General features: G+C 73.1%; 20 protein-coding genes. 11 read left to right on the top strand and 9 right to left on the bottom strand.

The window, feature by feature from the left end:
- Nucleotides 1-449 precede the first annotated feature (449 nt).
- Complete coding sequence (locus tag ACGFT2_RS21405; RefSeq protein WP_393280529.1) at nt 450-923, top strand: ATP-binding protein; 474 nt, start codon at nt 450-452, stop codon at nt 921-923.
- 173 nt (nt 924-1,096) lie between these two features.
- Here the strand turns inward: ACGFT2_RS21405 and ACGFT2_RS21400 are convergent, their stop codons facing one another.
- Both ACGFT2_RS21400 and ACGFT2_RS21395 read right to left on the bottom strand, forming a co-directional pair.
- The gene (locus ACGFT2_RS21400; RefSeq protein ID WP_393280526.1) at nt 1,097-2,137 is read right to left on the bottom strand and encodes a DUF2637 domain-containing protein; all 1,041 of its coding nucleotides are present in this window, start codon (nt 2,135-2,137) and stop codon (nt 1,097-1,099) included.
- Between the two features lie 315 nt (nt 2,138-2,452).
- Nucleotides 2,453-3,295, bottom strand: coding sequence for a (2Fe-2S)-binding protein (locus tag ACGFT2_RS21395; protein WP_393280523.1), 843 nt, complete (start codon nt 3,293-3,295; stop codon nt 2,453-2,455).
- 170 nt (nt 3,296-3,465) lie between these two features.
- Between ACGFT2_RS21395 and ACGFT2_RS21390 the strand changes: the two genes are divergently transcribed.
- Entirely contained in the window at nt 3,466-4,278 is an 813-nt protein-coding gene (locus ACGFT2_RS21390; RefSeq protein ID WP_393280520.1) for a GntR family transcriptional regulator, read from the top strand.
- Nucleotides 4,279-4,755: 477 nt separating this feature from the next.
- Here ACGFT2_RS21390 and ACGFT2_RS21385 read toward each other — a convergent pair whose 3' ends face one another.
- On the bottom strand, nt 4,756-5,544 hold the full coding sequence (locus ACGFT2_RS21385; protein ID WP_393280518.1) for a hypothetical protein: 789 nt from the start codon (nt 5,542-5,544) through the stop codon (nt 4,756-4,758).
- Nucleotides 5,545-5,695: 151 nt separating this feature from the next.
- On the bottom strand, nt 5,696-7,369 hold the full coding sequence (locus ACGFT2_RS21380; protein WP_393280516.1) for a PucR family transcriptional regulator: 1,674 nt from the start codon (nt 7,367-7,369) through the stop codon (nt 5,696-5,698).
- 346 nt (nt 7,370-7,715) lie between these two features.
- Here ACGFT2_RS21380 and ACGFT2_RS21375 point away from each other — a divergent pair, with 346 nt between their 5' ends.
- From ACGFT2_RS21375 to ACGFT2_RS21355, 5 genes are all read left to right on the top strand, one after another.
- Nucleotides 7,716-8,609 (top strand): FAD binding domain-containing protein, encoded by an 894-nt coding sequence (locus ACGFT2_RS21375; protein WP_393280513.1) that lies wholly within the window; start codon nt 7,716-7,718, stop codon nt 8,607-8,609.
- Nucleotides 8,609-9,193, top strand: a complete 585-nt coding sequence (locus ACGFT2_RS21370; RefSeq protein WP_393280511.1) for a (2Fe-2S)-binding protein — start codon at nt 8,609-8,611, stop codon at nt 9,191-9,193. Before ACGFT2_RS21375 ends, ACGFT2_RS21370 begins: the two co-directional genes overlap by 1 nt.
- A 1-nt stretch (nt 9,194) precedes the next feature.
- Entirely contained in the window at nt 9,195-11,579 is a 2,385-nt protein-coding gene (locus ACGFT2_RS21365) for a xanthine dehydrogenase family protein molybdopterin-binding subunit (protein WP_393280508.1), read from the top strand.
- Nucleotides 11,580-11,788: 209 nt separating this feature from the next.
- Nucleotides 11,789-13,246 (top strand): NCS2 family permease, encoded by a 1,458-nt coding sequence (locus ACGFT2_RS21360; protein ID WP_393280506.1) that lies wholly within the window; start codon nt 11,789-11,791, stop codon nt 13,244-13,246.
- Between the two features lie 47 nt (nt 13,247-13,293).
- A complete protein-coding gene (locus tag ACGFT2_RS21355) occupies nt 13,294-14,445 on the top strand; it encodes an XdhC family protein (protein WP_393280503.1) in 1,152 nt (383 codons plus the stop codon).
- Between the two features lie 56 nt (nt 14,446-14,501).
- Here the strand turns inward: ACGFT2_RS21355 and ACGFT2_RS21350 are convergent, their stop codons facing one another.
- Complete coding sequence (locus tag ACGFT2_RS21350; RefSeq protein ID WP_393280500.1) at nt 14,502-14,942, bottom strand: SRPBCC family protein; 441 nt, start codon at nt 14,940-14,942, stop codon at nt 14,502-14,504.
- 94 nt (nt 14,943-15,036) lie between these two features.
- On the bottom strand, nt 15,037-15,804 hold the full coding sequence (locus ACGFT2_RS21345; protein ID WP_393280973.1) for a polysaccharide deacetylase family protein: 768 nt from the start codon (nt 15,802-15,804) through the stop codon (nt 15,037-15,039).
- A 192-nt stretch (nt 15,805-15,996) separates the two neighbouring features.
- Here ACGFT2_RS21345 and ACGFT2_RS21340 point away from each other — a divergent pair, with 192 nt between their 5' ends.
- Complete coding sequence (locus tag ACGFT2_RS21340; RefSeq protein WP_393280498.1) at nt 15,997-16,638, top strand: phosphoribosyltransferase; 642 nt, start codon at nt 15,997-15,999, stop codon at nt 16,636-16,638.
- 55 nt (nt 16,639-16,693) lie between these two features.
- On the opposite strand, the gene ACGFT2_RS21335 is transcribed toward ACGFT2_RS21340, so the two are convergent.
- Nucleotides 16,694-17,842, bottom strand: coding sequence for a magnesium and cobalt transport protein CorA (locus ACGFT2_RS21335; RefSeq protein ID WP_393280495.1), 1,149 nt, complete (start codon nt 17,840-17,842; stop codon nt 16,694-16,696).
- Nucleotides 17,843-18,172: 330 nt separating this feature from the next.
- Here ACGFT2_RS21335 and ACGFT2_RS21330 point away from each other — a divergent pair, with 330 nt between their 5' ends.
- The 3 genes from ACGFT2_RS21330 (at nt 18,173) to dmpI (ending at nt 20,552) form a co-directional block, all read left to right on the top strand.
- Entirely contained in the window at nt 18,173-19,297 is a 1,125-nt protein-coding gene (locus tag ACGFT2_RS21330; RefSeq protein WP_393280492.1) for a winged helix DNA-binding domain-containing protein, read from the top strand.
- 100 nt (nt 19,298-19,397) lie between these two features.
- Nucleotides 19,398-20,264: a LysR family transcriptional regulator gene (locus ACGFT2_RS21325; RefSeq protein WP_393280489.1), complete on the top strand. Its 867-nt coding sequence runs from the start codon at nt 19,398-19,400 to the stop codon at nt 20,262-20,264.
- A 105-nt stretch (nt 20,265-20,369) separates the two neighbouring features.
- On the top strand, nt 20,370-20,552 hold the full coding sequence (gene dmpI / locus ACGFT2_RS21320; RefSeq protein ID WP_393280486.1) for a 4-oxalocrotonate tautomerase DmpI: 183 nt from the start codon (nt 20,370-20,372) through the stop codon (nt 20,550-20,552).
- A gap of 266 nt (nt 20,553-20,818) precedes the next feature.
- On the opposite strand, the gene ACGFT2_RS21315 is transcribed toward dmpI, so the two are convergent.
- Together ACGFT2_RS21315 and ACGFT2_RS21310 are read right to left on the bottom strand one after the other, a co-directional pair.
- On the bottom strand, nt 20,819-21,607 hold the full coding sequence (locus ACGFT2_RS21315; RefSeq protein WP_393280483.1) for a S1 family peptidase: 789 nt from the start codon (nt 21,605-21,607) through the stop codon (nt 20,819-20,821).
- Nucleotides 21,608-21,814: 207 nt separating this feature from the next.
- The gene (locus ACGFT2_RS21310; RefSeq protein ID WP_393280481.1) at nt 21,815-24,676 is read right to left on the bottom strand and encodes an ATP-binding protein; all 2,862 of its coding nucleotides are present in this window, start codon (nt 24,674-24,676) and stop codon (nt 21,815-21,817) included.
- Nucleotides 24,677-24,837 lie beyond the last annotated feature (161 nt).

The following is a 24,837-nucleotide window of genomic DNA, read 5'->3' as shown; positions in this document are numbered from 1 at the left end:
CGGGCCTGCACCGAGATCCGCACCTGGGTGTCGTGCATCACGCTGACCTGGGGCGGCGGCGAGAAGACGAAGCTCGTCGTCGACATGACCCGCGGAAGCCAGAAGATCTTCCACATCGGGACGAAGGGAATCGACGGCAAGCAGTCCCTCGTGGGCGCCGTCAGGGGGCGGATTTCGGCCAGTTTCACGAACCGTGACGGCGTGCCGACCGCCCGTGCCGGACGCAGCCGCGCCGCCTCCACGGGGCGTCAGTGGCCCCCCGTAGTGGTCGGGAGCCCGCGGAACGGGGGTCCGCGGGCCCCCGGACCCGGCGCGGCGGCCGGCCACAGTGGCCGAACCGCCGGTCCTGGGGCATACGCCATGACTGCCTGTGAGCCCGCTGGGCAAGCATCCTCCGTGAACGTGTTCGACCAGGAGGGGCAGGGACCGGCGGCGTGCGGGCGGGGGTCATGAAGAGGCAGGCGCGAGGGGGCGGTCCCGTGGTCGTCGGGGCCTCCTCGGCGAAGGCGGGGGAAGAGACCGACACCATCACGGAAGACGCGTACCGGCTCCGGCGCAAGCTGGGCCGGGCGGATCTCAGGGCGGTTCCCGAGGCCCGCCGGGAGCTGCGCGAACTGCTGCGGCACTGGGGGAAGCCGGGCCGCTCGGAGATAGCCGAACTGCTCACCAGCGAGCTGGTCACCAACGCGCTCGTCCACACCGACGACGACGCCGTCCTGACGGCCGTCGTGGATCCCGGCGGACTCCGGGTGGAGGTACGGGACTTCGTGGCCCGCAGGCCCGAGCTGGACGGCCCGGAGACGGATGACGACACCCACGGCCGCGGCATGGTGCTGGTGCAGTCCCTCGCGGACGCCTGGGGGGTACGGCCGCACGGGGTGGGCAAGTCGGTGTGGTTCGAACTCGGCGCCGAGGCGGCCTGAGCAACGGAGCGACGAGAACGCGCGGGTCGAGCGGGACCGACCCGAAGGTGCGGGACGAGGGGGCAGCGGGGCGCGGGGTTGCCGACGGGGACGGGACGGGGGCGTGACCCGTGGTCACGCCCCCGTCCCGAGGTGTCCGCCGGCCGACCCGTGTGCCGGCGGACACCGGACGGTCAGCCGAACTGCTGCTCCAGGTCCTTCAGCTTGCGCTCCAGGGAGTCCAGGCGTGGCAGGGCCATGGTGTCGTCCTCCGCGGTGAGGTCGACGGCCACCGGTTCGGACCCGGTGCGAACCGGCTGCAGGGAGGGCCGGGAGCGTACGGGCAGTTGTTCCGCGGTCGATATGGCAGGCTCCGCGGTCGCGGGAGCGGGCCCGCGCTCGACCGCCTGCACCTCGACCTCTCGGGAGGCCCGGCCGACGAAGCCGCGGTGGCCCCGGCTGAGGGCTTTCAACTGGGCCCGCTCCACGCGCTGCTGGTCGCGCCGCCGCTGGCGCTTCTCCTCCTTCTGCCGCCTGTCGTCGCGAACCTCCTCGACCGCCTCGTCGAGGCTGCGCACACCCTCCAGGAGCATCAGCGACCAGGCCCCGTAGGTCTCGCGCGGTGCGCGCAGCCAGCGCACGATGCGGATCTGCGGCAGCGGACGCGGGACCAGGCCCTGCTCGCGCAGCGCGGCCCGGCGGGTCTGCTTCAGCGCCCGGTCGAACAGCACGGCCGCCGACAGGGACATGCCGGAGAAGAACTGCGGTGCGCCGTCGTGCCCCGCGCCCCGGGGGGCGTGCACCCAGTTGAACCAGGCCGCCGCCGCGGCGAACATCCACACGAGTATCCGGGAACCGAGGGCCGCGTCGCCGTGGCTGGCCTCACGCACCGCGAGCACGGAGCAGAACATCGCCGCACCGTCCAGGCCGAACGGCACCAGGTACTGCCAGCCGTCGGTCAGCCCGAGGTTCTGCTCGCCGAAGCCGACCAGGCCGTGGAAGGACAGGGCTGCCGCCACCGCCGCACAGCAGAACAGGAGCACGTAGGAGGCCGTGCCGTAGACGGCCTCCTTGCGCCTGCGGCGCTCCTCGCTGCGCTCCCACGAGTCGTCCGCGCTCGCGTGCTCCCCGGAGGGGCGCTTGCCGCGCGCGAGTACCGCCACCGCCGCCAGCACGCCCAGGAGCAGCACGGCGCCCGGAAGCAGCCAGTTCAGCGATATGTCGGTCAGTCTCATCACGGGTCCCTTGCATTGGGATAGGGCGTAACGCCCGCCATAGTGGCCCACTCCCGACGGCCCTCAGGGGGTTTCGGGGCAAGAGGCCGCCAATGAGGTGCAAGGGGGATGCCCAGGGCGGCGTTCTGCTCGAACTGCCGCGTGAGGGGCGGGAGTTGAGTTCGAATAAGACTACCCGTACGGGTGGTTCCTCGGAAAGTTCCTGCGACGCGTGAGGAAGGTGTGAATCCGTTGCCCGAGGTCCGTCCGTGGGCGGGCGGTCCGATTGCGATGATCTTAGTGGACGCGGAGCCCTGCTCCGACCCTGACGCTCCCTCAGGCGGCCGCGGCCGTCCGGAGTTTGCCGATCCGGTCGCCGTCACAGGTGCGGGGACAGGTGGCGCAGGTGCCCTCGGGGTCCACGGTGTAGAACATGCAGCAGCTGGCCCGGTCCCGGGTGGGCAGCGGCCGGCCGTCCGGACCGGTCGGCTCCCGGAACGCGGCGGAGCCCACGTACGGCTCGGTCGCGCCCGGCAGCAGCAGCTCCAGTTCCCGCACCGCCCGCGCCTCCTCGGCGCGGCCCAGCACGCCGGCGACGTACCAGAGCCCCTCCACGACCTCGTCGGTCGCCATGCCCCACAGGGCCCGGCCGCGCCGCCGCATGCGCGGTCCGAAGGCGGCGAGCACGGGCTCCAGATGTTCGGCGACGGCCGCGCGCACCTCGCCGCGCAGGGCCTCCTCGCCGGGTACGACGACGGCGCCGGGCAGTGCGGCCGCCGGATCGTCCGGCAGACAGGCGAAGGAACGGGGGCGCACCGCCATGCGGCCGGCGACCCGGTCGTACGAGACATCGGTCACGGGCAGCCGGGGGACCCGGCGGTGCAGGAACCACGGCACGGTGATCATCAGGCAGGCAGGCCAGGCGTAGCGGTGCAGGCCGAAGCTCGCGACGACGTCCGGGCGGGCGGGCCTACCGTGGTCCCGCAGTACCTGTGCGGCGTCCCACGCCAGGAAGGCGTCGAGGTCGGTGCCGCCCTCCGCGAGCCCGGCGGCGCCGGCCCAGCCGCCGCCGCCCGGCAGCGGCTGCGCCGGGTCCAGGAGGGACACGGCGAGGAACCCGGAGCAGGCCTCGGTGAGGCGGGCGTACGCGGCGGTGAGCGGCGAGGCCGCAGCGGGCATGGCGGAACCACCGTTCCTTCGGGTCGCGGGCCGGGACTGAACAGGTAAGCCTTACCTTACTCATCCTTCCGGGAATTTGAACTACCGCCCGGTACGCCTAAGGTGCTTGACGGACAAGTGACAACACGTCGTTAATGACCCCAAGTGCCGACAAGCCGCCAGGAGGACCCGTGAAGCAGGGCGTGCAGGACTCCGTCGGCGCGGGCGTGCCGCCGGCCGGCGCGGCGGGCGTGGCCCGGGTGCCGGCCCAGCAGCGGGCCGCGGACGCCCTGGACGGGGTGCGCGAGCGCGACACCGCGACGCACGGCGTGCGGGGCGAGCACACGCACGCCGAGCGGCCCCTTCCCGGACCGCGGCCCGCGGTGCAGCGCAACTCGGTGCGCGGGCAGATCCTCGACGCGCTGCGCACGGCGCTGGTGGCCGGCGAGCTGAAGCCGGGCGAGGTGTATTCGGCACCGGTTCTCGGCGATCGCTTCGGTGTCTCCGCCACGCCGGTACGGGAGGCCATGCAGCAGCTCGCGCTGGAGGGCGCCGTCGAGGTCGTGCCCAACCGCGGCTTCCGGGTGATCGAGCGGGGGGCGCGGGAGCTGGCCGAGCTGGCGGAGGTGCGGGCGCTGATCGAGGTGCCGGTGATGCTGCGGCTCGCGCGGAGCGTGCCCGCCGAGCGGTGGGCGGAACTGCGTCCGCTGGCGGAGGAGACGGTGCGCGCGGCCGCCTCCGGCTGCGCGGCCTCCTACGCGGAGTCCGACCGCGCCTTCCACGCGGCGCTGCTCGCCCTGTCGGGCAACGTGCAGCTGGTCCGGATCACCGAGGATCTCCACCGGCGTTCGCAGTGGCCGCTGGTCGGGGGGCCGGTGCGGCACGGGCGGGCCGACCTCGTCGCGGACGCGGCGGAGCACATGGCTCTACTGGAGGCGTTGATCGCGGGGGAGCTGGACGTGGTGCGGGGCCTGGTGGGGGAGCACTTCGCAGGCGCGAGCTGACCGCCCCGCCGGCCCATCGCCGTCGCCCTTCACGCCGTTCCCCGTCCGCGGGCCCGTCGTGCCAGCTCGCGCAGTTCCCCGCGCCCCTGTCGTGTGCCGTCCGCCGCGGACCCATCGCCGTCGCCTTCACGCCGTCTCCCGTCCGCGGGCCCGTCGTGCCCGCTCGCGCAGTTCCCCGCGCCCCTCTGGTGGGTGCCGCTCGCTGTGAAGGTGCCGGTTGGGCGAGTCCCGTGTGGCGTGGGGCGCTGTGAGGGTGGCGCTTGCCGTGACTCCCCAGGGGCGCGGGGAACTGCGCGATCAGCCCCCGCGGGCCCGCAGCCGGCGAACAACCGTACGCACCCGCACGCTGGGCCGCAGCCGCACGCTGGGCCGCAGCCGCAGCCGCAGCCGCAGCCGCAGCCGCAGCCGCAGCCGCAGCCGCAGCCGCAGCCGCAGCCGCAGCCGCAGCCGCAGCCGTCGCTGCCGCCGCCGCCGTCGCTATGCCGTGGCCGCGTCCGGTGCCGGTGCAGGTGGGGTCAGTTGGCGGGCCAGCCAGGTGGGTACGCCGCCGAGCAGGCGGAACAGCCGGCCGGCCTCCTCGCGCAGCCGGGACGCCTCCGGTTCGGACTCCGCGTCGGCCAGCGAGGCCAGCGCGGGTGCCGTACCCACCAGGTAGCCCAACTCCTCCCGGATCCGCAGCGATTCGGCGAAGCCGTGCCGCGCCTCGGCCAACTCCCCGTCACGCAGGGCGAGTCCGGCGAGATGGCGCCACGTGAAGGACAGCAGCAGCTGGTCGGCGCGGGAGGCGGCGCCCGCGTGCGCCCGGCGGTAGGCCGCGCGAGCCGCCTGCGGGGAGCGGGTGAGGTTCTCGGCCAGCAGCCCCCGGCGGAAGTCCAGCAGAGCCCGCCCGGCCGCCCCCGGAGGGATCAGCGCCGCCGCCCGGCCCAGCGCGGCCCGCGCCTCGTCGGCCCGGTCACGCACCCCGTGCAGCGTGGACGCGTAGGCGAGTTGGCCGCGCTCGCAGGCCGCGGCCCCCCGCTCCTCGTCGCCGTGCGCGAGCGCCTCCGCCGTCCGCAGGGCGTCCTCCGCCTCCGCCCAGCCCCGCTCGGTGTACAGGCACCGCTCGACCAGCAGGGTGGCTCGCTGCAACGCCGTCGCCGGGGTGTCGGGCGGCAGCAGCGCCGCCGCGTCGGCCCAGCAGGCCCGCGAGCGCAGCCGCCATACCGCGGTCTGGAGAGGATCGTCACCGGCGGTCGTTCCGTTACCAGACATGGCGGTATGCGCCACGTTGCCCTCCCCGAGCACGCCATCGAGCTGTTGAGTGGTGGCGGCATTCCAGCACCTATCGCGGGGCCGGGCCAAGAGGGTGGGTGAAAGATTTCACAAAGTGGCGGGCGCGGGTGCGACCGGGTTTGGCCGCCCCGCGCCCCCGCTGACCTCAGCTCATGCGCAGAGCCAGGAAGAAGTCGAGCTTGTCCTCCAGGCGGGAAAGATCCCGTCCCGTCAACTGCTCGATCCGCCCGACCCGGTAACGCAGCGTGTTGACGTGCAGATGGAGGCGGGTGGCGCAGCGGGTCCAGGAGCCGTCGCAGTCGAGGAACGCCTCCAGGGTCGGGATCAGCTCCGCCCGGTGGCGGCGGTCGTAGTCCTTCAGGGGGTCCAGCAGGCGCGCCGTGAACGCGCGGCGCACGTCGTCGGGGACGAACGGGAGCAGCAGGACGTGCGAGGCCAGCTCCTGGTGGCCGGCCGCGCAGACCCGGCCGGGGCGGGCGGCGGCGACCCGGCGGGCGTGCCGGGCCTCCTCCAGCGCCCCGCGCAGTCCCTCCGCCGAGTGGACGGCGGCGCTGACGCCGAGGGTGAGCCGCCCGTCGTCGTTCAGGCCCGCCGACAGCGGCCGGCGCACCGACTGGAGCAGGGAGTCGGCCAGCAGCCCGGTCTCCGAGCCGTCGTGCTCGGCGGAGACGGCGGGCAGCGGGACCAGGGCGATCGCCTCGTCGCCGGTGTGCGCGACCGCGATGCGGTCGGACGGCTCGGGGCCGGTCGCCAGCGGGTCGACCAGCATTTCCTCCAAGAGGGACTGGGCGACCGGACCGCCCTCGATCTGCTCGCCCTCCCACTCCACGCGGGCGACGACCACCTGCCAGTGCGGGGCCGCCCCCAGACCCGGCAGAAGCACCGGCGCGGCGACCCGCAGCCGGGCCGCGATCTCGGCGGGCGCGGCGCCCGTCTGGACCAGCTCCAGCACCTCCTGGGCGAGCCGGCGCCGCACCGTGCGGGCCGCGTCCCGGCGGTCGCGCTCGACCGCGATCAGCTGTGTGACGCCCTGGAGGAGGTCCATGCGCTCCTCGGGCCAGTCACCGGCGTCCGCCTCGACGGCCAGCAGCCAGTCCGAGAGGACCGTCTCGCGCACATCGCGGGCGCCCTGCGGGGAGCGGCCGGAGGAGCGGATCGGGAAGAGCGAGTACGTCGCACCGTCCAGCAGGAACCGGTGCGGGCCGCGCCGGCCGGTGCGGACGGCGGCCAGGTGCTCGGCGGCGAGCTTCGCGCAGGTCTCGGCGGGCAGCGCCGGTCCGGCCTCCTTCGAGCCCGCGATCAGCCGGCCGGTCGGCGAGAGCACCCAGGCCTGCAGGTCCAGGTCGGAGCCGAGCAGGTCCAGGACCACGTCGGGGCCGCCGCCCGCCGGACCCGAGGTCATCATCCGGCGGTGCCGGTCCACCACGGCCGCCAGGTCACCGGCCCGCTCGCTGGAGACCTGGCGTACGACGTGCTCGGTGATCGTCGCGAACGCCACCGACTCGTGCACCGCGAACAGCGGCAGCCGGTGCCGCGTGCAGGCCAGCACCAGGTCGTCCGGCACATCGCCCAGCTCGGCCTCGCCCGCCGCGAGAGCCGCCACGCCCGCCTGCACGAGGGTGCGGACGAAAGGCTCGGAGTCGCGGGCGTCCCGGCGCCAGGCCAGGCCCGTGAGCACCAGCTCACCGCCGGAGAGGTAGCGGGTCGGGTCGCGCAGGTCGGTGGTCATGACGCCGCGTACCGAGCGGTCCAGCTCGTCCTCGCCGCCGAGCAGCCGCAGGCCCAGCGCGTCGGTGTCCAGCAGTGCGCGCAGCCGCATCTCGTCGCCGCCGTTCTTTGTCTCGAAACCTACGATGGATCTTGGAGGATGACGGGGGAGCCACCCGGAACCGGTCGCGCGGGTGCGCACTCCGGGGTGCGAGTGCCGTTTCCCCCGTTTCCCCGGGGAAACGGGGAGGTTGCCGATGACCTCCGTTCATACGAATCTACAAGATGCTCACCTTGGCCAGCGAACTCCTTCATGGTTTCGGTGACTGACCCCGCCGGAGTACCGGGCGGTGTACTGAGTCCACTCCGCGTTAACAGGACATGAACGAGCCGGGCCCGCCGCACACGGATTGGCTCAATCTGCACGACTCACGAGACGAAGAAGAAGAGAGCCGGTCATGGACTTCCTTCGCCCAGCCAGCTGGCAGGAGGCGCTCGCCGCGAAGGCCGAGCACCCCACCGCTGTGCCGATTGCGGGTGGCACCGATGTGATGGTCGAGATCAACTTCGACCACCGCCGGCCCGAGTACCTGCTCGACCTCAACCGCATCGGCGAGCTGAGCGAGTGGGAGGTCGGCGAGGACACCGTCCGGCTGGGTGCCTCCGTCCCGTACACCAAGATCATGGAAAGTCTCCGTGCCGAGCTGCCGGGCCTCGCGCTCGCCTCGCACACGGTCGCCTCCCCGCAGATCCGCAACCGCGGCGGCGTCGGCGGCAACCTCGGCACGGCCTCGCCCGCCGGTGACGCCCACCCCGCCCTCCTCGCGGCCGGCGCCCAGGTCGAGGTGGAGTCGGCCGCCCGGGGCACCCGGCTGATCCCGATCGACGAGTTCTACACCGGCGTCAAGCGCAACGCGCTGCAGCCCGACGAGCTGATCCGCGCCGCCCACGTGCAGAAGGCGGACGGCCCGCAGCAGTACTCGAAGGTCGGCACCCGCAACGCGATGGTCATCGCCGTGTGCGCCTTCGGTCTCGCCCTGCACCCCGAGACCCGCACCGTCCGGACCGGCATCGGCTCCGCCGCCCCGACCCCGGTGCGCGCCAAGGCCGCCGAGGAGTTCCTGAACGCGGCACTGGAGGAGGGCGGCTTCTGGGACAACGGGAAGATCATCACCCCGTCGGTCGCCAAGCAGTTCGCGGACCTGTGCTCCGGCGCCTGCAACCCGATCGACGACGTCCGCGGCACCGCCAGCTACCGCCGCCACGCGGTCGGCGTCATGGCCCGCCGGACGCTCACCTGGACCTGGGAGTCGTACCGCGGTACCCGCCGCGCATCTGAGGGAGCTGCGTAATGCGCGTCAATTTCACCGTGAACGGACGTCCGCAGGAGGCCGACGACGTCTGGGAGGGCGAGTCCCTGCTGTACGTCCTGCGCGAGCGCCTCGGCCTGCCGGGCTCGAAGAACGCCTGTGAGCAGGGTGAGTGCGGCTCCTGCACGGTCCGCCTGGACGGCGTGCCCGTGTGTTCCTGCCTGGTCGCGGCCGGTCAGGTCGAGGGCCGCGAGGTCGTGACCGTCGAGGGCCTGGCGGACTACGCCAAGCAGCGCGCCGAGGGCGCCTGCGCGACCGGCGCCTGCGGTACGACACTGCAGGACGCCCAGCAGTGGCAGGCCAAGGGCGGCACCGACTCGCAGACCGGCGAGGGCAGCGAACTCTCCACCGTCCAGCAGGCGTTCATCGACGCCGGCGCAGTCCAGTGCGGCTTCTGCACCCCGGGTCTGCTGGTCGCCGCCGACGAGATGCTGGAGCACAACCCCAACCCGACCGACGCGGACATCCGCGAGGCGCTGTCGGGCAACCTGTGCCGCTGCACGGGTTACGAGAAGATCATGGACGCGGTCCGTCTTGCGGCCGCACGTCAGTCCGAGGGGGTCTGACATGCCCACGAACGGCGCTCCTACGAAGATCACGCAGGGTTCGAAGACCAAGGGCGGCATCGGTGAGTCCACGCTCCGCCCCGACGGGACCCTGAAGGTCACCGGCGAGTTCGCGTACTCGTCCGACATGTGGCACGAGGACATGCTGTGGGGCCAGATCCTGCGCTCCACCGTCGCCCACGCCGAGATCGTGTCGATCGACACCGGCGAGGCCCTGGCCATGCCCGGTGTCTACGCGGTCCTCACCTACGACGACCTGCCCACCGAGGTGAAGAACTACGGCCTGGAGATCCAGGACACCCCGGTCCTCGCGCACGGCAAGGTACGCCACCACGGCGAGCCGGTCGCGCTCGTCGCCGCCGACCACCCGGAGACGGCCCGCCGCGCCGCCGCCAAGATCAAGGTCGAGTACAGGGAACTGCCCGTCATCACCGACGAGGCCTCCGCGACCGCGCCGGACGCGATCCTCATCCACGAGGGCCGCGACGACCACCACGCCGGCCACGTCCCGCACCCGAACATCGTCCACCGCCAGCCGATCATCCGCGGCGACGCGGCCGAGGCCGCCAAGCGGGCGGACGTGATCGTCAAGGGCGAGTACACCTTCGGCATGCAGGACCAGGCCTTCCTCGGCCCCGAGTCCGGCCTCGCCGTGCCCGAGGAGGACGGCGGCGTCCAGCTCTACATCGCCACCCAGTGGCTGCACTCGGACCTCAAGCAGATCGCACCCGTCCTCGGCCTGCCCGAGGACAAGGTCCGCATGACGCTCTCCGGCGTCGGCGGCGCGTTCGGCGGTCGCGAGGACCTGTCGATGCAGATCCACGCCTGCCTGCTGGCGCTGCGCACCGGCAAGCCGGTCAAGATCGTCTACAACCGGTTCGAGTCCTTCTTCGGGCACGTCCACCGTCACCCGGCCAAGCTCTACTACGAGCACGGGGCGACCAAGGACGGCAAGCTCACGCACATGAAGTGCCGCATCGTCCTGGACGGCGGCGCCTACGCCTCCGCCTCCCCGGCCGTCGTCGGCAACGCCTCCTCGCTGAGCGCCGGCCCGTACGTGATCGACGACGTCGACATCGAGGCCATCGCCCTCTACACCAACAACCCGCCCTGCGGCGCGATGCGCGGCTTCGGCGCGGTCCAGGCGTGCTTCGCCTACGAGGCGCAGATGGACAAGCTGGCGAAGAAGCTCGGCATGGACCCGGTGGAGTTCCGGCAGCTGAACGCGATGGAGCAGGGCACCCTGATGCCGACGGGCCAGCCCGTCGACTCGCCCGCCCCGGTCGCCGAACTGCTGCGCCGCGTCAAGGCGATGCCGATGCCGCCCGAGCGCCAGTGGGAGTCCAGCGAGGGCGCCGACGTACGGCAGCTGCCCGGCGGCCTGTCCAACACCACGCACGGCGAGGGCGTCGTCCGCGGTGTCGGTATCGCGGTGGGCATCAAGAACGTCGGCTTCTCCGAGGGCTTCGACGACTACTCCACCGCCAAGGTGCGTATGGAGGTCGTGGGCGGCGAGCCGGTCGCGACCGTGCACACCGCGATGGCGGAGGTCGGCCAGGGCGGTGTCACCGTCCACGCGCAGATCGCCCGCACCGAACTCGGCGTCACCCAGGTCACCATCCACCCGGCAGACACCCAGGTGGGCTCGGCCGGCTCGACCTCGGCCTCCCGGCAGACGTACGTCACCGGCGGCGCCGTCAAGAACGCCTGCGAGATCGTCCGCGAGAAGGTCCTGGAGATCGGGCGCCGCAAGTTCGGCTCCTACCACCCGGCCTGGGCGACCGCCGAACTCCTGCTGGAGGGCGGCAAGGTCGTCACCGACGGCGGCGAGGTCCTCGGCGACCTGGTCGAGGTCCTCGAGGGCGAGAGCGTCGAGATCGAGGCGGAGTGGCGGCACCGGCCGACCGAGGCCTTCGACCTGCGCACCGGACAGGGCAACGGACACGTCCAGTACTCCTTCGCCGCGCACCGGGCCGTCGTCGAGGTCGACACCGAACTCGGTCTGGTCAAGGTCATCGAACTGGCCTGCGCCCAGGACGTCGGCAAGGCGCTCAACCCGCTCTCCGTCATCGGCCAGATCCAGGGCGGCACGACCCAGGGCCTGGGCGTGGCCGTGATGGAGGAGATCATCGTCGACCCCAAGACGGCGAAGGTCAGGAACCCCTCCTTCACGGACTACCTGATCCCGACGATCCTCGACACGCCGACCATCCCGGTCGACGTCCTCGAACTCGCCGACGACCACGCCCCCTACGGGCTGCGCGGCATCGGCGAGGCCCCCACCCTGTCGTCCACCCCGGCCGTCCTCGCGGCGATCCGGAACGCGACCGGGCTGGAGCTCAACCGCACACCGGTACGGCCCGAGCACCTCACGGGGACCGCGTAACACCTCACAGCTCTCCGGGCGGCGCAGGGAACGTCACACACTCGCCGCGCCGCCCGGAGGAACCCTCTTTGAGTTCCGCACCGCTCGCGGTCCTTGAAGTACCCGGAAAACTCGTACGTCTCGGGCCGTCCCCCGGGTCGTCCATTCCCAAATCCCGTGGCCGCAGGAGCGGCTGGACGGGTGCCCCTGTGAACCTTGGGAGATGGCCCATGACCCAGCAGTCAGTGGAGCCCAGGACCGCGGCAGACGACGCGGGAGACGGCAGTCGCGTCCCCGCCGGGCGATCCTGGCTCGACCGGTACTTCCACATATCCAGAAGAGGATCCACGGTCGCGCGTGAGGTGCGCGGCGGCATCACCACCTTCATGGCGATGGCCTACATCCTCCTGCTCAACCCCCTCATCCTGTCCGGCAAGGACGCGGCGGGGGACACGCTCGGCCAGAAGGCGCTGATCACCGCGACCGCGTTCGCGGCGGCCTTCACCACGCTGCTGATGGGCTTCGTCGGCAAGGTCCCCCTGGCCCTCGCCGCCGGCCTCTCCGTCTCCGGTGTGCTGTCCTCCCAGGTCGCCCCCGAGATGACCTGGCCGCAGGCCATGGGCATGTGTGTGATGTACGGCGCGGTCATCATGCTGCTGGTCGTCACCGGCCTGCGCGAGATGATCATGAACGCGATCCCGCTCGCGCTCAAGCACGGCATCACGATGGGCATCGGCCTGTTCATCGCGCTCATCGGCTTCTACAAGTCCGGCTTCGTGCACCAGGGCAAGGCGACCCCGCTCGCCCTCGGCCCCACCGGTGAACTCGCCGGCTGGCCGGTACTGCTCTTCGCCGGCACCCTGCTGCTGATCTTCATGCTGCAGGCCAGGAACATCCCCGGCGCCATCCTCATCGGCATCGTCTCCGGCACCGTCGTGGCCGCCGTCCTGAACGGGCTCGGCGTCATCGACCCCGAGCAGTGGGCCAACGGAGCCCCCCAACTGCACGGCACCGCGGTCTCGATGCCCGACTTCTCGCTCTTCGGGCACGTGGAGTTCGGCGGCTGGGGCAAGGTCGGCGCGATGACGGTCGGCATGATCGTCTTCACGCTCGTCCTCGCCGGCTTCTTCGACGCGATGGCCACCATCATCGGCGTCGGCACCGAGGCCAACCTGGCCGACGCCAAGGGCCGTATGCCGGGCCTGTCCAAGGCGCTGTTCATCGACGGCGCCGGCGGCGCGATCGGCGGTGTGGCGGGCGGTTCCGGGCAGACGGTGTTCATCGAGTCGGCCACCGGCGTCGGCGAGGGTGCCCGCACCGGTCTCGCCTCCGTGGTGACCGGCCTGTTCTTCGCCGCCTGCCTGTTCTTCACCCCGGTCACCGCGATCGTCCCGCAGGAGGTCGCCTCCGCCGCCCTGGTCGTCATCGGCGCCATGATGCTGATGAACGCCCGGCACGTGGACTGGGCCGACCGCGCGACCGCCGTCCCGGTCTTCCTCACCGTCGTCCTGATGCCGTTCACGTACACCATCACCAGCGGTGTCGCCGCGGGCGTCATCTCCTACGTGGCCATCAAGACCGGTCAGGGCAAGGCTCGTGAGATCGGCGCCTTCATGTGGGGTCTCGCGGTCGTCTTCCTGGTCTACTTCGCCCTTCATCCCATCGAGGGCTGGCTGGGCGTGCACTAGCAGCCCCGCCGAGCGCCCTTCCACGCAACCCCTTAGGAGACCGACAGATGCTGGACATCGCCGAGGAGCTGAACCGGTGGGTCGAGCAGGGCCGTGACTTCGCCGTCGCCACCGTGGTGGCCGTCGGCGGCAGCGCCCCGCGCCAGCCCGGCGCCGCTCTCGCGGTGGACGCCGAGGGCACGGCCGTCGGATCGGTCTCCGGCGGGTGTGTGGAGGGCGCCGTGTACGAGCTGTGCCGGCAGGCGCTCGAGGACGGGGAAACCGTCCTCGAACGCTTCGGCTACAGCGACGAGGATGCCTTCGCCGTCGGCCTGACCTGCGGCGGCGTCATCGACATCCTCGTCACACCGGTCCGGGCGGACGGTCCCGCCCGGCCAGTGTTCGCGGCCGCGCTGGCCGCCGCCGCGCGTGGGGAGGCGGCGGCGGTCGCGCGGATCGTCGAGGGCCCGGCCGAACTGCGCGGCCGGGGCCTCCTGGTCCGCTCCGACGGCTCCTGGGACGGTGGCTTCGGCGCCCACCCCGAACTGGACCGTACGGTCGCCGCCGAGACGGGCGCCTTCTTGGACGCCGGCCGTACCGGCACCCTGGAGATCGGTGAGCAGGGCTCGCGCTGCGGCGCCCCGCTCACCGTCCTGGTCGAGTCCTCCGTCCCCGCGCCCCGGATGATCGTCTTCGGCGCGATCGACTTCGCCTCGGCCCTGGTCCGGGTCGGCAAGTTCCTCGGCTACCACGTCACCGTCTGCGACGCCCGCCCGGTGTTCGCCACCCGCACCCGCTTCCCGGAGGCCGACGAGATCGTCGTCGAGTGGCCCCACAAGTACCTGGAGCGCACCGAGGTCGACGGGCGGACCGTCCTGTGCGTCCTCACCCACGACGCCAAGTTCGACGTACCGCTGCTGAAACTGGCCCTGCGGCTGCCGGTCGCCTACGTCGGCGCGATGGGCTCACGCCGCACCCACCTCGCCCGCAACGAGCGGCTGCGCGAGGTGGGCGTCACCGAGCTGGAACTGGCCCGTCTGCGCTCCCCGATCGGCCTGGACCTCGGCGCCCGTACGCCCGAGGAGACGGCCCTGTCCATCGGCGCGGAGATCGTCGCGGGCCGGCGGGGCGGCAGCGGGGCCTCCCTGACCGGGGCGCACACGCCCATCCACCACGACGCGGCCTCCCGCCCGCCGGTCCGCATCGGCTCCGTGGCCTGACCGGCGGCGTGACGCCGGTCGGGGCAGTCTCACCAGCGGCGGGCCGCCCCTGCCGGTCACGGCCGTCTGAGCAACCGGTTCGCCGTGCGGCCGAACATGGTGCGGGCCGTCCGTTCCAGGGCGCCGTCGAAGGCGCGCGGCAGGAAGCGGACGCGCAGGTCCTCCCGCCAGACCACCCGGCTGCGGCCCCCCGGCCCCGGCCGTACCTCGATCTCCGCCCAGCCGAGGACCACCCTGCCGCGCTTCTCCAGACGGCACAGGCCCGGCTCGCCGCCGGCGGGCGGCCGCCAGACGGTCACCTCCATCACGTCGTCGAAGGACAGCGGGCCGATGCCCGAACGGGCCACGAAGCGGCTGCCTTCCCGGGTCGGCGCGGGTGTGAGCACTCTGATCCGGGTCAGCGGGACCGCGTCGGCGTGACGCGGCCAGTCCGTGAGCCGGCGCCACGCCTCGTCGAGGTCGAGCGGGGCCGTACGTTCCAAGCAGAAGGTGGGCACGGCACGACTGTAGGCAATGACCGCCGGTAGCCTGCGCGTTCACCCCGTGTCCCACGCCCGCTCCGCTCGAAAGAGGACCTCGGCAGGGTGGAGATCAGGGGCGGTACACCTTGCCGGGTTCGGCCTTGCCGGGCGCCAGCAGCTGAGGAACCGTCACGAAGACGTAGCCGCGCTTCTTCAGGGCGTCGATGATGCCGGGGACGGCCGGTACGGTGCCGTCGTAGAGGTCGTGCAGCAGGATGATCCCGTCCCGGGAAGCCTGTTCGAGGACCCGCTCGGTGATGAGCGCGGAGTCGGTGGTCGCGTAGTCCTTGGCGGTCACGCTCCACAGCACCTCCGCCAGGCCCTGCTCCTTGGCGATCTCGTGCACGTTGGTGTCCGTACGGCCCTGCGGCGGGCGCATCAGGGTGGGCCTGCGCCCGGTGAGCCGCTCGATCTCGTCGTCGGGGCGCTTCAGTTCCTCACGTATCTGCCGGTCCGGTATCTCGGTGAGGATCTTGTGGTCCCAGGTGTGGCTCGCGACCTCGTGGCCCTCGGCCGCCATCCGCTTGACCAGCTCCGGGTACTTCTCGATGTGCCGCTTGCCGAGCAGGAAGAAGGTGGCCGGGACCTTCTTCTCCTTCAGGACGTCGAGAAGCCGTGCCGAGTGCTCGCTGGGGCCCGCGTCGAAGGTGAGCGCGATGCACTTGGCCTTACGGCAGTCGACGGTCCCGAACCCCGCCGGCGCGCCGTGCGCCACCCCGGCACGCGCGCTGCTCGGCGAGGTCGTGTCGACCTGGGCACAGCCGGACAGCGCCAGCGCCAGACCGATCGCGGCCGAGGCGAACGCGACGGGACGCAACCTTCGGCGCCGTTCGCGCATCTTCCCGGTCGCGTGGGTCCGGATGGTGTCGATCGTAAGAGGCATGCCCGGACTATACACTCAGTGTATAGCTCATGCGTTCGAGCCCCCGGTGCGCGTCTCACCGGCTCGGATGCCTCGCCGTTCGCGTCCCCTCCCGGTGCCCACCGCTGTAGCACCATGGAAGGAGACGCTCCGCGGAGGAGGACGACCATGCGCTTCCGGGACCGCGCAGAAGCCGGGCGGGAACTCGCCGGACTGCTGAGCACCGCGCACGCCCGCGGCGACCTCCCCGATCCCGTCGTCCTGGCCCTGCCCCGCGGCGGCGTCGCCGTCGCCGAGCCGATCGCCCGCGCCCTCGGCGCACCGCTCGACGTGCTCGTCGTCCGCAAGATCGGCGCCCCGCACCACCAGGAGTTCGCCGTCGGCGCGCTGGCCGGCGACGACCCGCCCCTCTTCGACCCGGCCACCCTCGACGGGCTGGGTCTCACCGAGGAGTCCCTGGCCCCGGCGGTGGAGCGCGAGCGGCGTGAACTGCGCCGCCGCGAGGAGCGCTACCGCGGCGACCGGCCGCCCCCGGACCTGACCGGCCGCACGGTGATCGTGGTCGACGACGGCCTGGCCACCGGCGCCACAGCCCGCGCGGCCCTGCGCCACGCCCGGCGCCGGCGGCCCGCACGCCTCCTCCTGGCGGTACCCGTCGGTGCCCCCCGGTCCCTGGACCTGCTCGCCGCCGAGGCGGACACCGTCCTGTGCCCGCACCGCCCGGCCGGATTCTCCGCCGTCGGGCAGTGGTACGAGGACTTCGAGCAACTCACCGACGCGCAGGTCCTCGCGGCACTGCGGGGGCACTGAGGCGCGCGGCGGACGGAGAAGCCCCGGCCCGCCGGGACTTCGCCCCGGCGGCCGCTCAGAGCCAGCCCCGCCGCTTGAAGACGACGTACAGGCCGGTGCACACGACCGCCATCAGCGCGATGGCGAACGGGTACCCGGCCGGCCAGTGCAGCTCCGGCATGTGGTCGAAGTTCATCCCGTAGATCGTTCCCACCAGCGTCGGGGCGAACAGGATCGCCGCCCACGACGAGATCTTCTTGACCTCCTCGTTCTGCTCGAAGCCCGCCTGGGCCAGCGCCCGCATCTCCGCGTTCTGCTGCTGGGTGACGAGGGTGGCGTTGACCGTGAGGATCTCGGTGAGGGCCTGGCGGAAACCGTCCACGCGTTCGCTGATGTGCGTGACGTGGTCGGCCACGTCACGCAGGTAGCGCTGCAGCTCCTCGTCGGTCTCGTACTTGGCGAAGCCGGCCATCAGGCCGTGCAGCATGCCGACGAGCGGGCGTGTCGCACGCTGGAACTCGACCATCTCCCGGGAGAGTTCGTAGATGCGGCGGGAGACCTCGGGGTCGCCGCGGAACACCTCGGTCTCGATCTCGTCGACGTCGGTCTGGACACCCAGGACCACCGGGGTGTAGCCGTCCACCACCGCGTCGAGGATCGCGTACAGGACCGCCTCCGGGCCGAGCCTCAGCAGCTCGGGGGAGTCCTCCATGCGGCGTCGGACCGCCGACAGGTCGGGCGCCGCGCCGTGCCGGACCGTGAGGACGAAGTCGGGGCCGACGAAGACGTGCAGCTCCGCGAAGTCCACCTCCTCCGGCGCGTCCAGGTAGCGGGCGGCACGCAGGACGACGAACAGCGTGTCGCCGTACCGTTCCAGCTTCGGCCGCTGGTGCGCCTCCATCGCGTCCTCGACGGCGAGCGGATGCAGGTCGAACTCGGTCGCCAGCGACTGCAGTTCCGCCACGGTGGGGCGGGCGAGGCCGATCCAGGCCATGCCGGCGGGCTGCTCGCGCAGCTCGCGGTAGGTCTCGGCGAGCGTGCCGGGGGAGGAGACGCGGACGCCGTCGCGGTACAGCGCCGCCCGGACGACGCCCGCCGGCTCGACGGCCTCCGCCCGCCCCGGGTCGGGCACGGGCGCCTCGCCTGCCGGCGGCTGGGGCGGAGGGGTGGCGCGGCGCCAGACCGGCCTGCGGCCGCCGTTCCTGCCGTCAGATCGCTCGGCCATCGTCCGCCTCTCCGTCGCGCCCGCGTACGGGCGTGCACACGCGGCGGGCGTACGGGCAGGATATCGGCGGCACCCGGCCACGCGCCGGAACCGGATGCCGTACCCGCGGCGGCGGAGGACGGAGAGGGTGTCGGTGAGGACCGTACCGGGCGGCGGTCGAGGACGGTGCGAGGACCGTACCGGGCGGCGGTCGAGGACGGTGCGAGGACCGTACCGGGCGGCGGTCGAGGACGGAGCGGGGACCGTACCGGGCGGCCGTCGAGGACGGAGGGTGTCCGCGAGACCGTTAGCGTGCGGGCATGACGACCGCGAGACCGTTAGCGTGCGGGCATGACGAACGGCAGCGCGACCCGGAGCGGCGCGGCGAGCGCGCCCATGCTGAACACCCGCGCCCTGAACCGTGCCACCCTGGAGCGGCAGCTGCTGCTGCGCCGCTCGTCCCGGTCGGCCCCGGACGCCGTACGTCACCTGCTCGGCCTCCAGGCACAGAACGTCGAACCGCCGTACTACGCCCTCGCCGCCCGCCTGGCGGACTTCGCGCCGCGGTCGCTGTCCGTGCCCATGGCCGGCCGGCAGGCCGCCCGGCTCGTCACCCTGCGCTCGACCATCCACCTGCACACCGCCGACGACTGCCGCACCCTGCGGCCGTTCGTGCAGCCCGCCCGCGAACGCGAGCTGAGCGGCTTCCGCAAGGGCCTCGCCGGTGTCGACCTCGGCCGGCTGGCCGCATTCGCGCGCGAGCTGGTCGAGACCGAGCCGCGGACCATGGCCCAGCTGCGGCAGGCACTCGGCGCCGAATGGCCGGACGCCGATCCGGGAGCCCTGGCGATCGCCGCCCGCTGCACCCTGCCACTGGTCCAGGTCACCCCGCGCGGGATCTGGGGTGAGAGCGGCCAGGTCGCCCTGACCACCGCCGAGCACTGGCTGGGCGGCCCGGCGGGGCAGGCCCCGGCGCCCGAGTCCGTCGTCCGGCGCTACCTCGCCGCCTTCGGGCCGGCCTCCGTCATGGACATGCAGGCCTGGTCCGGGCTCACCCGGCTGCGCGGTGCCTTCGAAAGGCTGCGCCCGGAACTGCTCACCTTCCGGGACGGCGGCGGCACCGAACTCTTCGACCTGCCCGACGCCCCGCGTCCCGACCCGGACACCCCGGCCCCGCCCCGCTTCCTGCCCGAGTACGACAACCTCCTGCTCTCCCACGCCGACCGCACCCGGGTCGTACCACCCGCCCACCGGGGCCGCAACCGGCAGGGCAACCAGGCCCACCGCACGCTCCTCGTCGACGGCTTCCTGGCCGGTGTGTGGAGGCTCGACGGCGGCACCCTCGTCATCGAGACCTTCGGCCGGCTGACCGGGGCCCGGCGGGACGAGGTGGCCGAGGAGGGGCGGCGGACGCTGCGCGTCATGCGCCCGGACGCCGTCCACGACATCCGGTTCGGCGACGTCCTGCGGCGGTGAGCCCCGGCCGCCCCAACCCCCGGCAGGCCCCCTCGACCCCGGCCCATACGCCCCCGGACGGCCTCGGCGGGACCCGGCGGCCGCCGTCTACAGTCGGCCCATGGAACTGCGCCAGCTGAGCTATTTCGTCGCCGTCGCCGAGGAGTTGCACTTCGGCCGGGCGGCCGACCGGCTGCACATCGTGCAGTCGGCGGTCAGCCAGCAGATTCAGCGGCTGGAGCGGGAGCTGGGTGCCGAGCTGTTCGACCGGTCACCGCGGCGGGTGCGGCTGACCGGGGCGGGGGAACGCCTGCTGCCCGAGGCGCGGGCGGTGCTGGCGGCCGCGGAGCGGGCCAGGGCGGCCGTGGCCGCGCCGGCCGGGTTGCGCCTGGGGACCAGCACGGGCCTCGGCAGCCATCTGGACCGGGTGCTCGCCGCGTTCGCCGAGCGGGCACCCGGCGTACCGGTCGAGCTGTTCTCGCTCCCGGTCGCCGAACGGCTGGACCGCGTCGCGGCGGGCAGGCTGGACGCCGCGTTCGTCAGATCGGCCGAACCCCCGCCCGGTGTACGGGTGCTGCCCCTGTGGCCCGACCCGCTGATGGCCGCCGTCCCGGCCGGGCACCCTCTCGCGGCCCGGGACGAGATCGACCTGGCCGAGCTGGCCGGGCTGCCGCTCGCCCTGACCCCGCGCCGCACCAACCCCGCCCTGGTCGACCTGGTCGTCGGCGCCTGCCGCACGGCGGGGTTCGAACCGCTGCCGGGACCGGTCGGCGGCTCCCTGCACGACACCCTCGCCACCATCGGCACCCGGCCCCTGTGGACGGTCGTCTACGCCGCCCACGCGAGCGTCCTGCACACCCCGCGGGTGGCGTACGTCCCCTTCCGCGCGCCGGGCCTCGCTCTGCGCACGGGCCTCGCCGTGCCCACCGCCGGCCCCACCGTGCATTGCGGGAATCTGCTGCTGGCCTGCGGCGATCACGAAAGCTGATCGCTGCGGTCGCGAACTGCCCCTTGGTCGCCGGGGCGGTGGGCGATGGACTGGACCCACCGAAACAGCAGGCGGCAACCGCCGCTCCGCACAGGGGAGTCAGACATGCCGATCGTCACCGTCCAGCAGGGCCCGCGCGACGCCGAACTCAAGCGGGACCTCGTCAGGCGGGTCACCGACGCCTTCGTCGACGCGTACCGCATCCCGGCCGAGAGCGTCCAGGTCTGGATCCACGAGGTGCCCGCCGACAGCTGGGGCGCGGCCGGGAAGCTCACCGCCGACAAGTAGCCGCCGGGCTCACCGCCGGCAAGTAGCCGCCGGGCTCACCGCCGGCAAGTGGCCGCCGGGCTCACCGCCGGCAAGTGGCCGCCGGGCTCACCGCGGACGAGTGCCCGGCGGGCCCGGTGCCGACACGAAGCCGCCACGTCCCACGGGGGTGCACGTGGATAGGGAGGCGTTGCGGCACGTGGATAGGGAGGCGTTGCGGGCCGCTCGTGGTGGCTCGCAACGCCCCCCTGGCATCTGCCCGAGCGAGGCTCGGGAGGTCTTCCGGGTTAGGAGTTGACCTGCGCGGTCACCAGGTTCGAGAAGGTGGTCAGCCGGGTGTACACACCCGGGTAGCCCGCCTCCGCGCACCCCTCGCCCCAAGAAGTGATCCCTGCCAGGACGCCCCCGATGAGCAGGGGACCGCCGCTGTCGCCCTGGCAGGTGTCTACGCCGCCGGAGGTGTATCCGGCGCATACCATGTCGGACTGGACGAAGTCCGAACCGTAGGAGGAACGGCAGCTGGAGTCGGACACGGTCGGTACGGTCGCGGTCCGCAGCTGGTTGGAGGAGCTGCCGTTCTCCGAGGTGGTGCCCCAGCCGAGGATGCGAGCCGTGGTGCCGGCCGCGTACACGCCCGTCTGGGAGGAGGAGACGTACGACACCGGGGTGTACGGCATCGACGTCGACAAGGTCAGCACGGCGACGTCGTCGCCGTTGGTGGCGTCCGTGTAGTTCGGGTTGATCCAGATCTTGCTGACCCGGCTCACCGTGCCGTTGGTGCCGTTCAGGTAGGTCCGGCCACCGACCACGCGGACGCTGCCCGTGGTCTCGCCGACCATGCAGTGCGCGGCCGTGACGACCTTCTTGGGGGCCACCAGGGTGCCACCGCAGAACTGGTTCTGGGACGCGTCCGTGATCTGCATCACGAACGGGTACGCGGTCGTCGTGGTGGTCGTCCCGCCGACGATGGGCTGGGGGGCGGCGCTCGCCGTGGGGGAGGCGAGGAGCGCGGTCGCCGCGGCGGCGGTGGCCACCAGGGTCGCGGCGGTCTTTCTGGCACGTCTGGTCCCGAACATGAGTCTCCTCAGTGGGGGTTGCACCGGTGGGGGGTCGCGCGGGTGTGGGGGTAGAGCATGGGGGTCGCGGGACCGACCCCCATGTGCCCGGGCGAGCGGCACGCCCATTACGCTAGGACCCGGAACCCTTGGCTCCCAATGAGGGAACCCCCTAGGGGGTTGGGTGAGGGAAAACCCTCGGTCCGGTTCAGTTAACAAGGGCGGTGCTCAGTTCGCGCGCCGACCTGCCGCCAATCGGACGATGTCGACGCGTGATCGGATCCCCAGCTTGCGGTAGACCCGGGTCAGGGTCGCCTCCACCGTCTTCACGCTGATGAACAACCGGGCCGCGATCTCCCGGTTGGTGGCGCCCTCCATCACGAGCGCGGCGACCTGACGCTCCATCGAGGCCAGGACGTCCAGCGCGTCCAGGGCGTCCGGAAGGGCGAGGGCCGGCTCCGGCTCGAGGGTGGCACGGGCTTCGTCCACCTGGCGCAGCCACGGCAGCGCCCGGCAGCGCCGGAACATCCGGCCGGCCTCGTCGGCTGCGGCCGTCAGCCGCCGGGTCGACTCCGTGCCACCCGGGCCCGGGGCCCGCCCCGGGTGCAGGCCCGGCAGCCGGGACAGCGCGAACGCGGCCCGCGCCTCCTCCAGACCGTAGCCGAGCTTGCCGAGCCGGTCCTGAGCGGACGTCAGCTGGGCGATCGCGGCCTCCACGTCGCCCCGGGCGGCACGCACCAGGGCCTCGGCGCGGTCGAGGACGGCGAGGACGCTCTCCCGGCCGAGCCGCAGCGCGTGCTCGCGGCTCACGTCGATGACGTCCTGCGCCTCGGCCGGTTCACCGATCCGGACCAGCGCCTCGGCGAGATCCCCCTGCCAGCGGCCACGCGCCGGGTCGGTGATGCCGAGGTCCAGCTCCAGGCCGCGCACCCGGCGCAGCGAGCGGACGGTGCCCGCCGGGTCCCCGGCCACCAACTGGGCGTAGCCGAGCGCGCCCAGGGCCCGGGAGAGGTACATCTGGTCGCCGTCCTGCTCGGCGTGCTCCACGGCCTCCCGGGCCAGGGCCAGCGCCCGGTCCACGTCGCCGCCGGACGCCTCCGCGAGCGAGGTGAGCATCGCCGAGGCGGTCTCGCCGATCCCCGAGTCCCGGGCGAGCCGCAGGCTCTCGCGGGCCAGTTCCAGGGCCCGGCCGCAGTGCCCGGCGCGCAGTTCGGTCTCGGCGAGCCCGCGCAGGAAGTGCACCTCGCTCTCCACCGAGCCGCGCCGGCGCACCTCGCGCAGCAGGGCGGTGACCGTGGCCCGCGCCTCGGCCAGCTGGTCACCCATGACCAGCCAGCGGAACCGGGCGCTGCCCGCCCCGTTGTGGTGCCAGGCCACCCTCGGGTCCTGGGGCTCCCGGAGCGCGCGCTTGATCGTGCGGGGCGCCTCCGGATGGCCCATCAGGGTCTCCGTCTGCGCCTGGAAGGCGAGGGAGAGCAGTTCGGTGCGCCGGTCCCCGCCGCGGGCGGCCAGCTCGGCCGCGTGCGCGGCGGCCTGACGGGCCTCGGTGAAGTCGCCCGCCACGATCAGCGCCCGCCAGGCCAGCTGGTAGTGGACGAGGGCCAGCAGCCGCGGGTCGTCGCCGGCGTCGGCGAGGGCCTGCGGGAAGACGGCGTCGACCTCCGCCATGGTGTGGCCCGCGGTGTCGATGACGATGATCCAGGCCCGCACCCGGTCCGCGGGCACGCTCGCCCGGGTGAGCACCTCCCGGGCGATGTCGCGGGCCAGGTCGACCTCGCCGGCCGTGATCGCGTCCTCGGCGGCCTGCAGCCGGCGCTCCTCCTGGCCCGGCACGCCGCAGCCGGGGGTGTGCCGGGCGGCGAGCAGCCCCAGATGGGCGGCGACCGAGGGCGCCCCGCGGTCGCGGGCCAGGGACGCGGCCTCGGCGAGCCGGGCGGCGACCTCCGGATCGGCGCCGGTGGTGGCCAGCGCCAGATGCCGGGCCCGTTCGATCGGGTCGGAGGCGGCGGTGGACAGCGCCGCGTGCGCGGCCCGCCGCTCGTGGGCGGGGGCCTCCGCGTAGAGCGCGGCGGAGATCAGCGGGTGCGCGAACCGCACGGCCGGCGCGTCGGGCTCGGTGGCCAGCAGCCCGAGTTCGGCCGCCTGGGCGCATTCGGCCTCGGCGTGCTCCCGGCCGGCCGCGTGCAGCAGCGCCGGGGTGGGGCGGGCGCCGGCGCTGGCCACCAGGAGGGTGCGCCGGGCCTCGACGGACAGCATGTCCAGCCGGCTGAGGACCAGGGCGCGCAGCGAGGTGGGCACGGGCAGCGGCTCGCCCGGCCGGGGCGGGGTGGGGTTCTCGGCGAGGGCGCGGCCGAGTTCCAGCGCGAAGAGCGGGTTGCCGCCGCTGGTGCGGTGGATCTCGCGGACCGTGGAGCGGGGCAGGTTGCCGTGGCCGCGGTGGTCGAGGAGCTGGGCGACCTGGGTGCGGGTCAGCGGGCCGAGCCGGACGGCGTGCGTGTCCGGCGGGCAGGCGCGCAGATGACGGTCGTACTCCTGGCTCTCCTGGCCCTCCGTGCGCACCGCGCACAGCAGTTGCACGGGGGTGCCCTCCAGGCGCCGGGCGGCGAAGCCGAGCAGTTCGGCGCTGGCCGGATCCAGCCACTGCAGATCGTCGGCGACGAGCAGGACGGGTCCCCGGGCGGCGAGGGCGCGCAGCGCGGAGAGCACCGCGAGGCGCAGGGCGAGACCGTCGCGCTGGAGGCTGGACTCGCCGCGGCCGGTGAGCGCCGACTCCAGGGCGGTGCGCTGGGCGGCGGGCAGCCGGGGGGAGACGTCGTCGAGGACGAGACCGAGCAGGTCGGCGAGAGCGAGGAACGGAAGGTGGGATTCGGACTCCGTCGCCGAGCAGCGCAGGACGGTGCGCGCGGTGGCCGCGTATTCCTCGGCCAATGCCCGCAGGACAGTGGATTTCCCTATTCCGGCGGGGCCGTGCAACAGCACGCTGCCCCCCGAGGCGAGTTGGTCGCGGGCGCCCGTGAACAACTCCTCGCGGCCGATGACCAGGTCGGGGCGGCACCTGGCAGGCTCCTGGAAGTCCCGTCGCACGGTCACCGCTCCCCTCGTGTGTCGTGTCCGGGCCAAATTCTAGGCAACGATCCTTGAAATTCGGACGGAAGCCGTGGTGAGGGAAATAACAAACGGTCAAGCATAGGGAAATTCAAAGCGTCGGCGCATGAATGGGCAGGTTTCCTCACCGGAGCCTGCCCGGCCGT

The organism is Streptomyces sp. NPDC048514, assembly GCF_043199955.1.
GTDB lineage: Bacteria > Actinomycetota > Actinomycetes > Streptomycetales > Streptomycetaceae > Streptomyces.
This window is presented reverse-complemented; position numbering and strand designations above follow the sequence as displayed.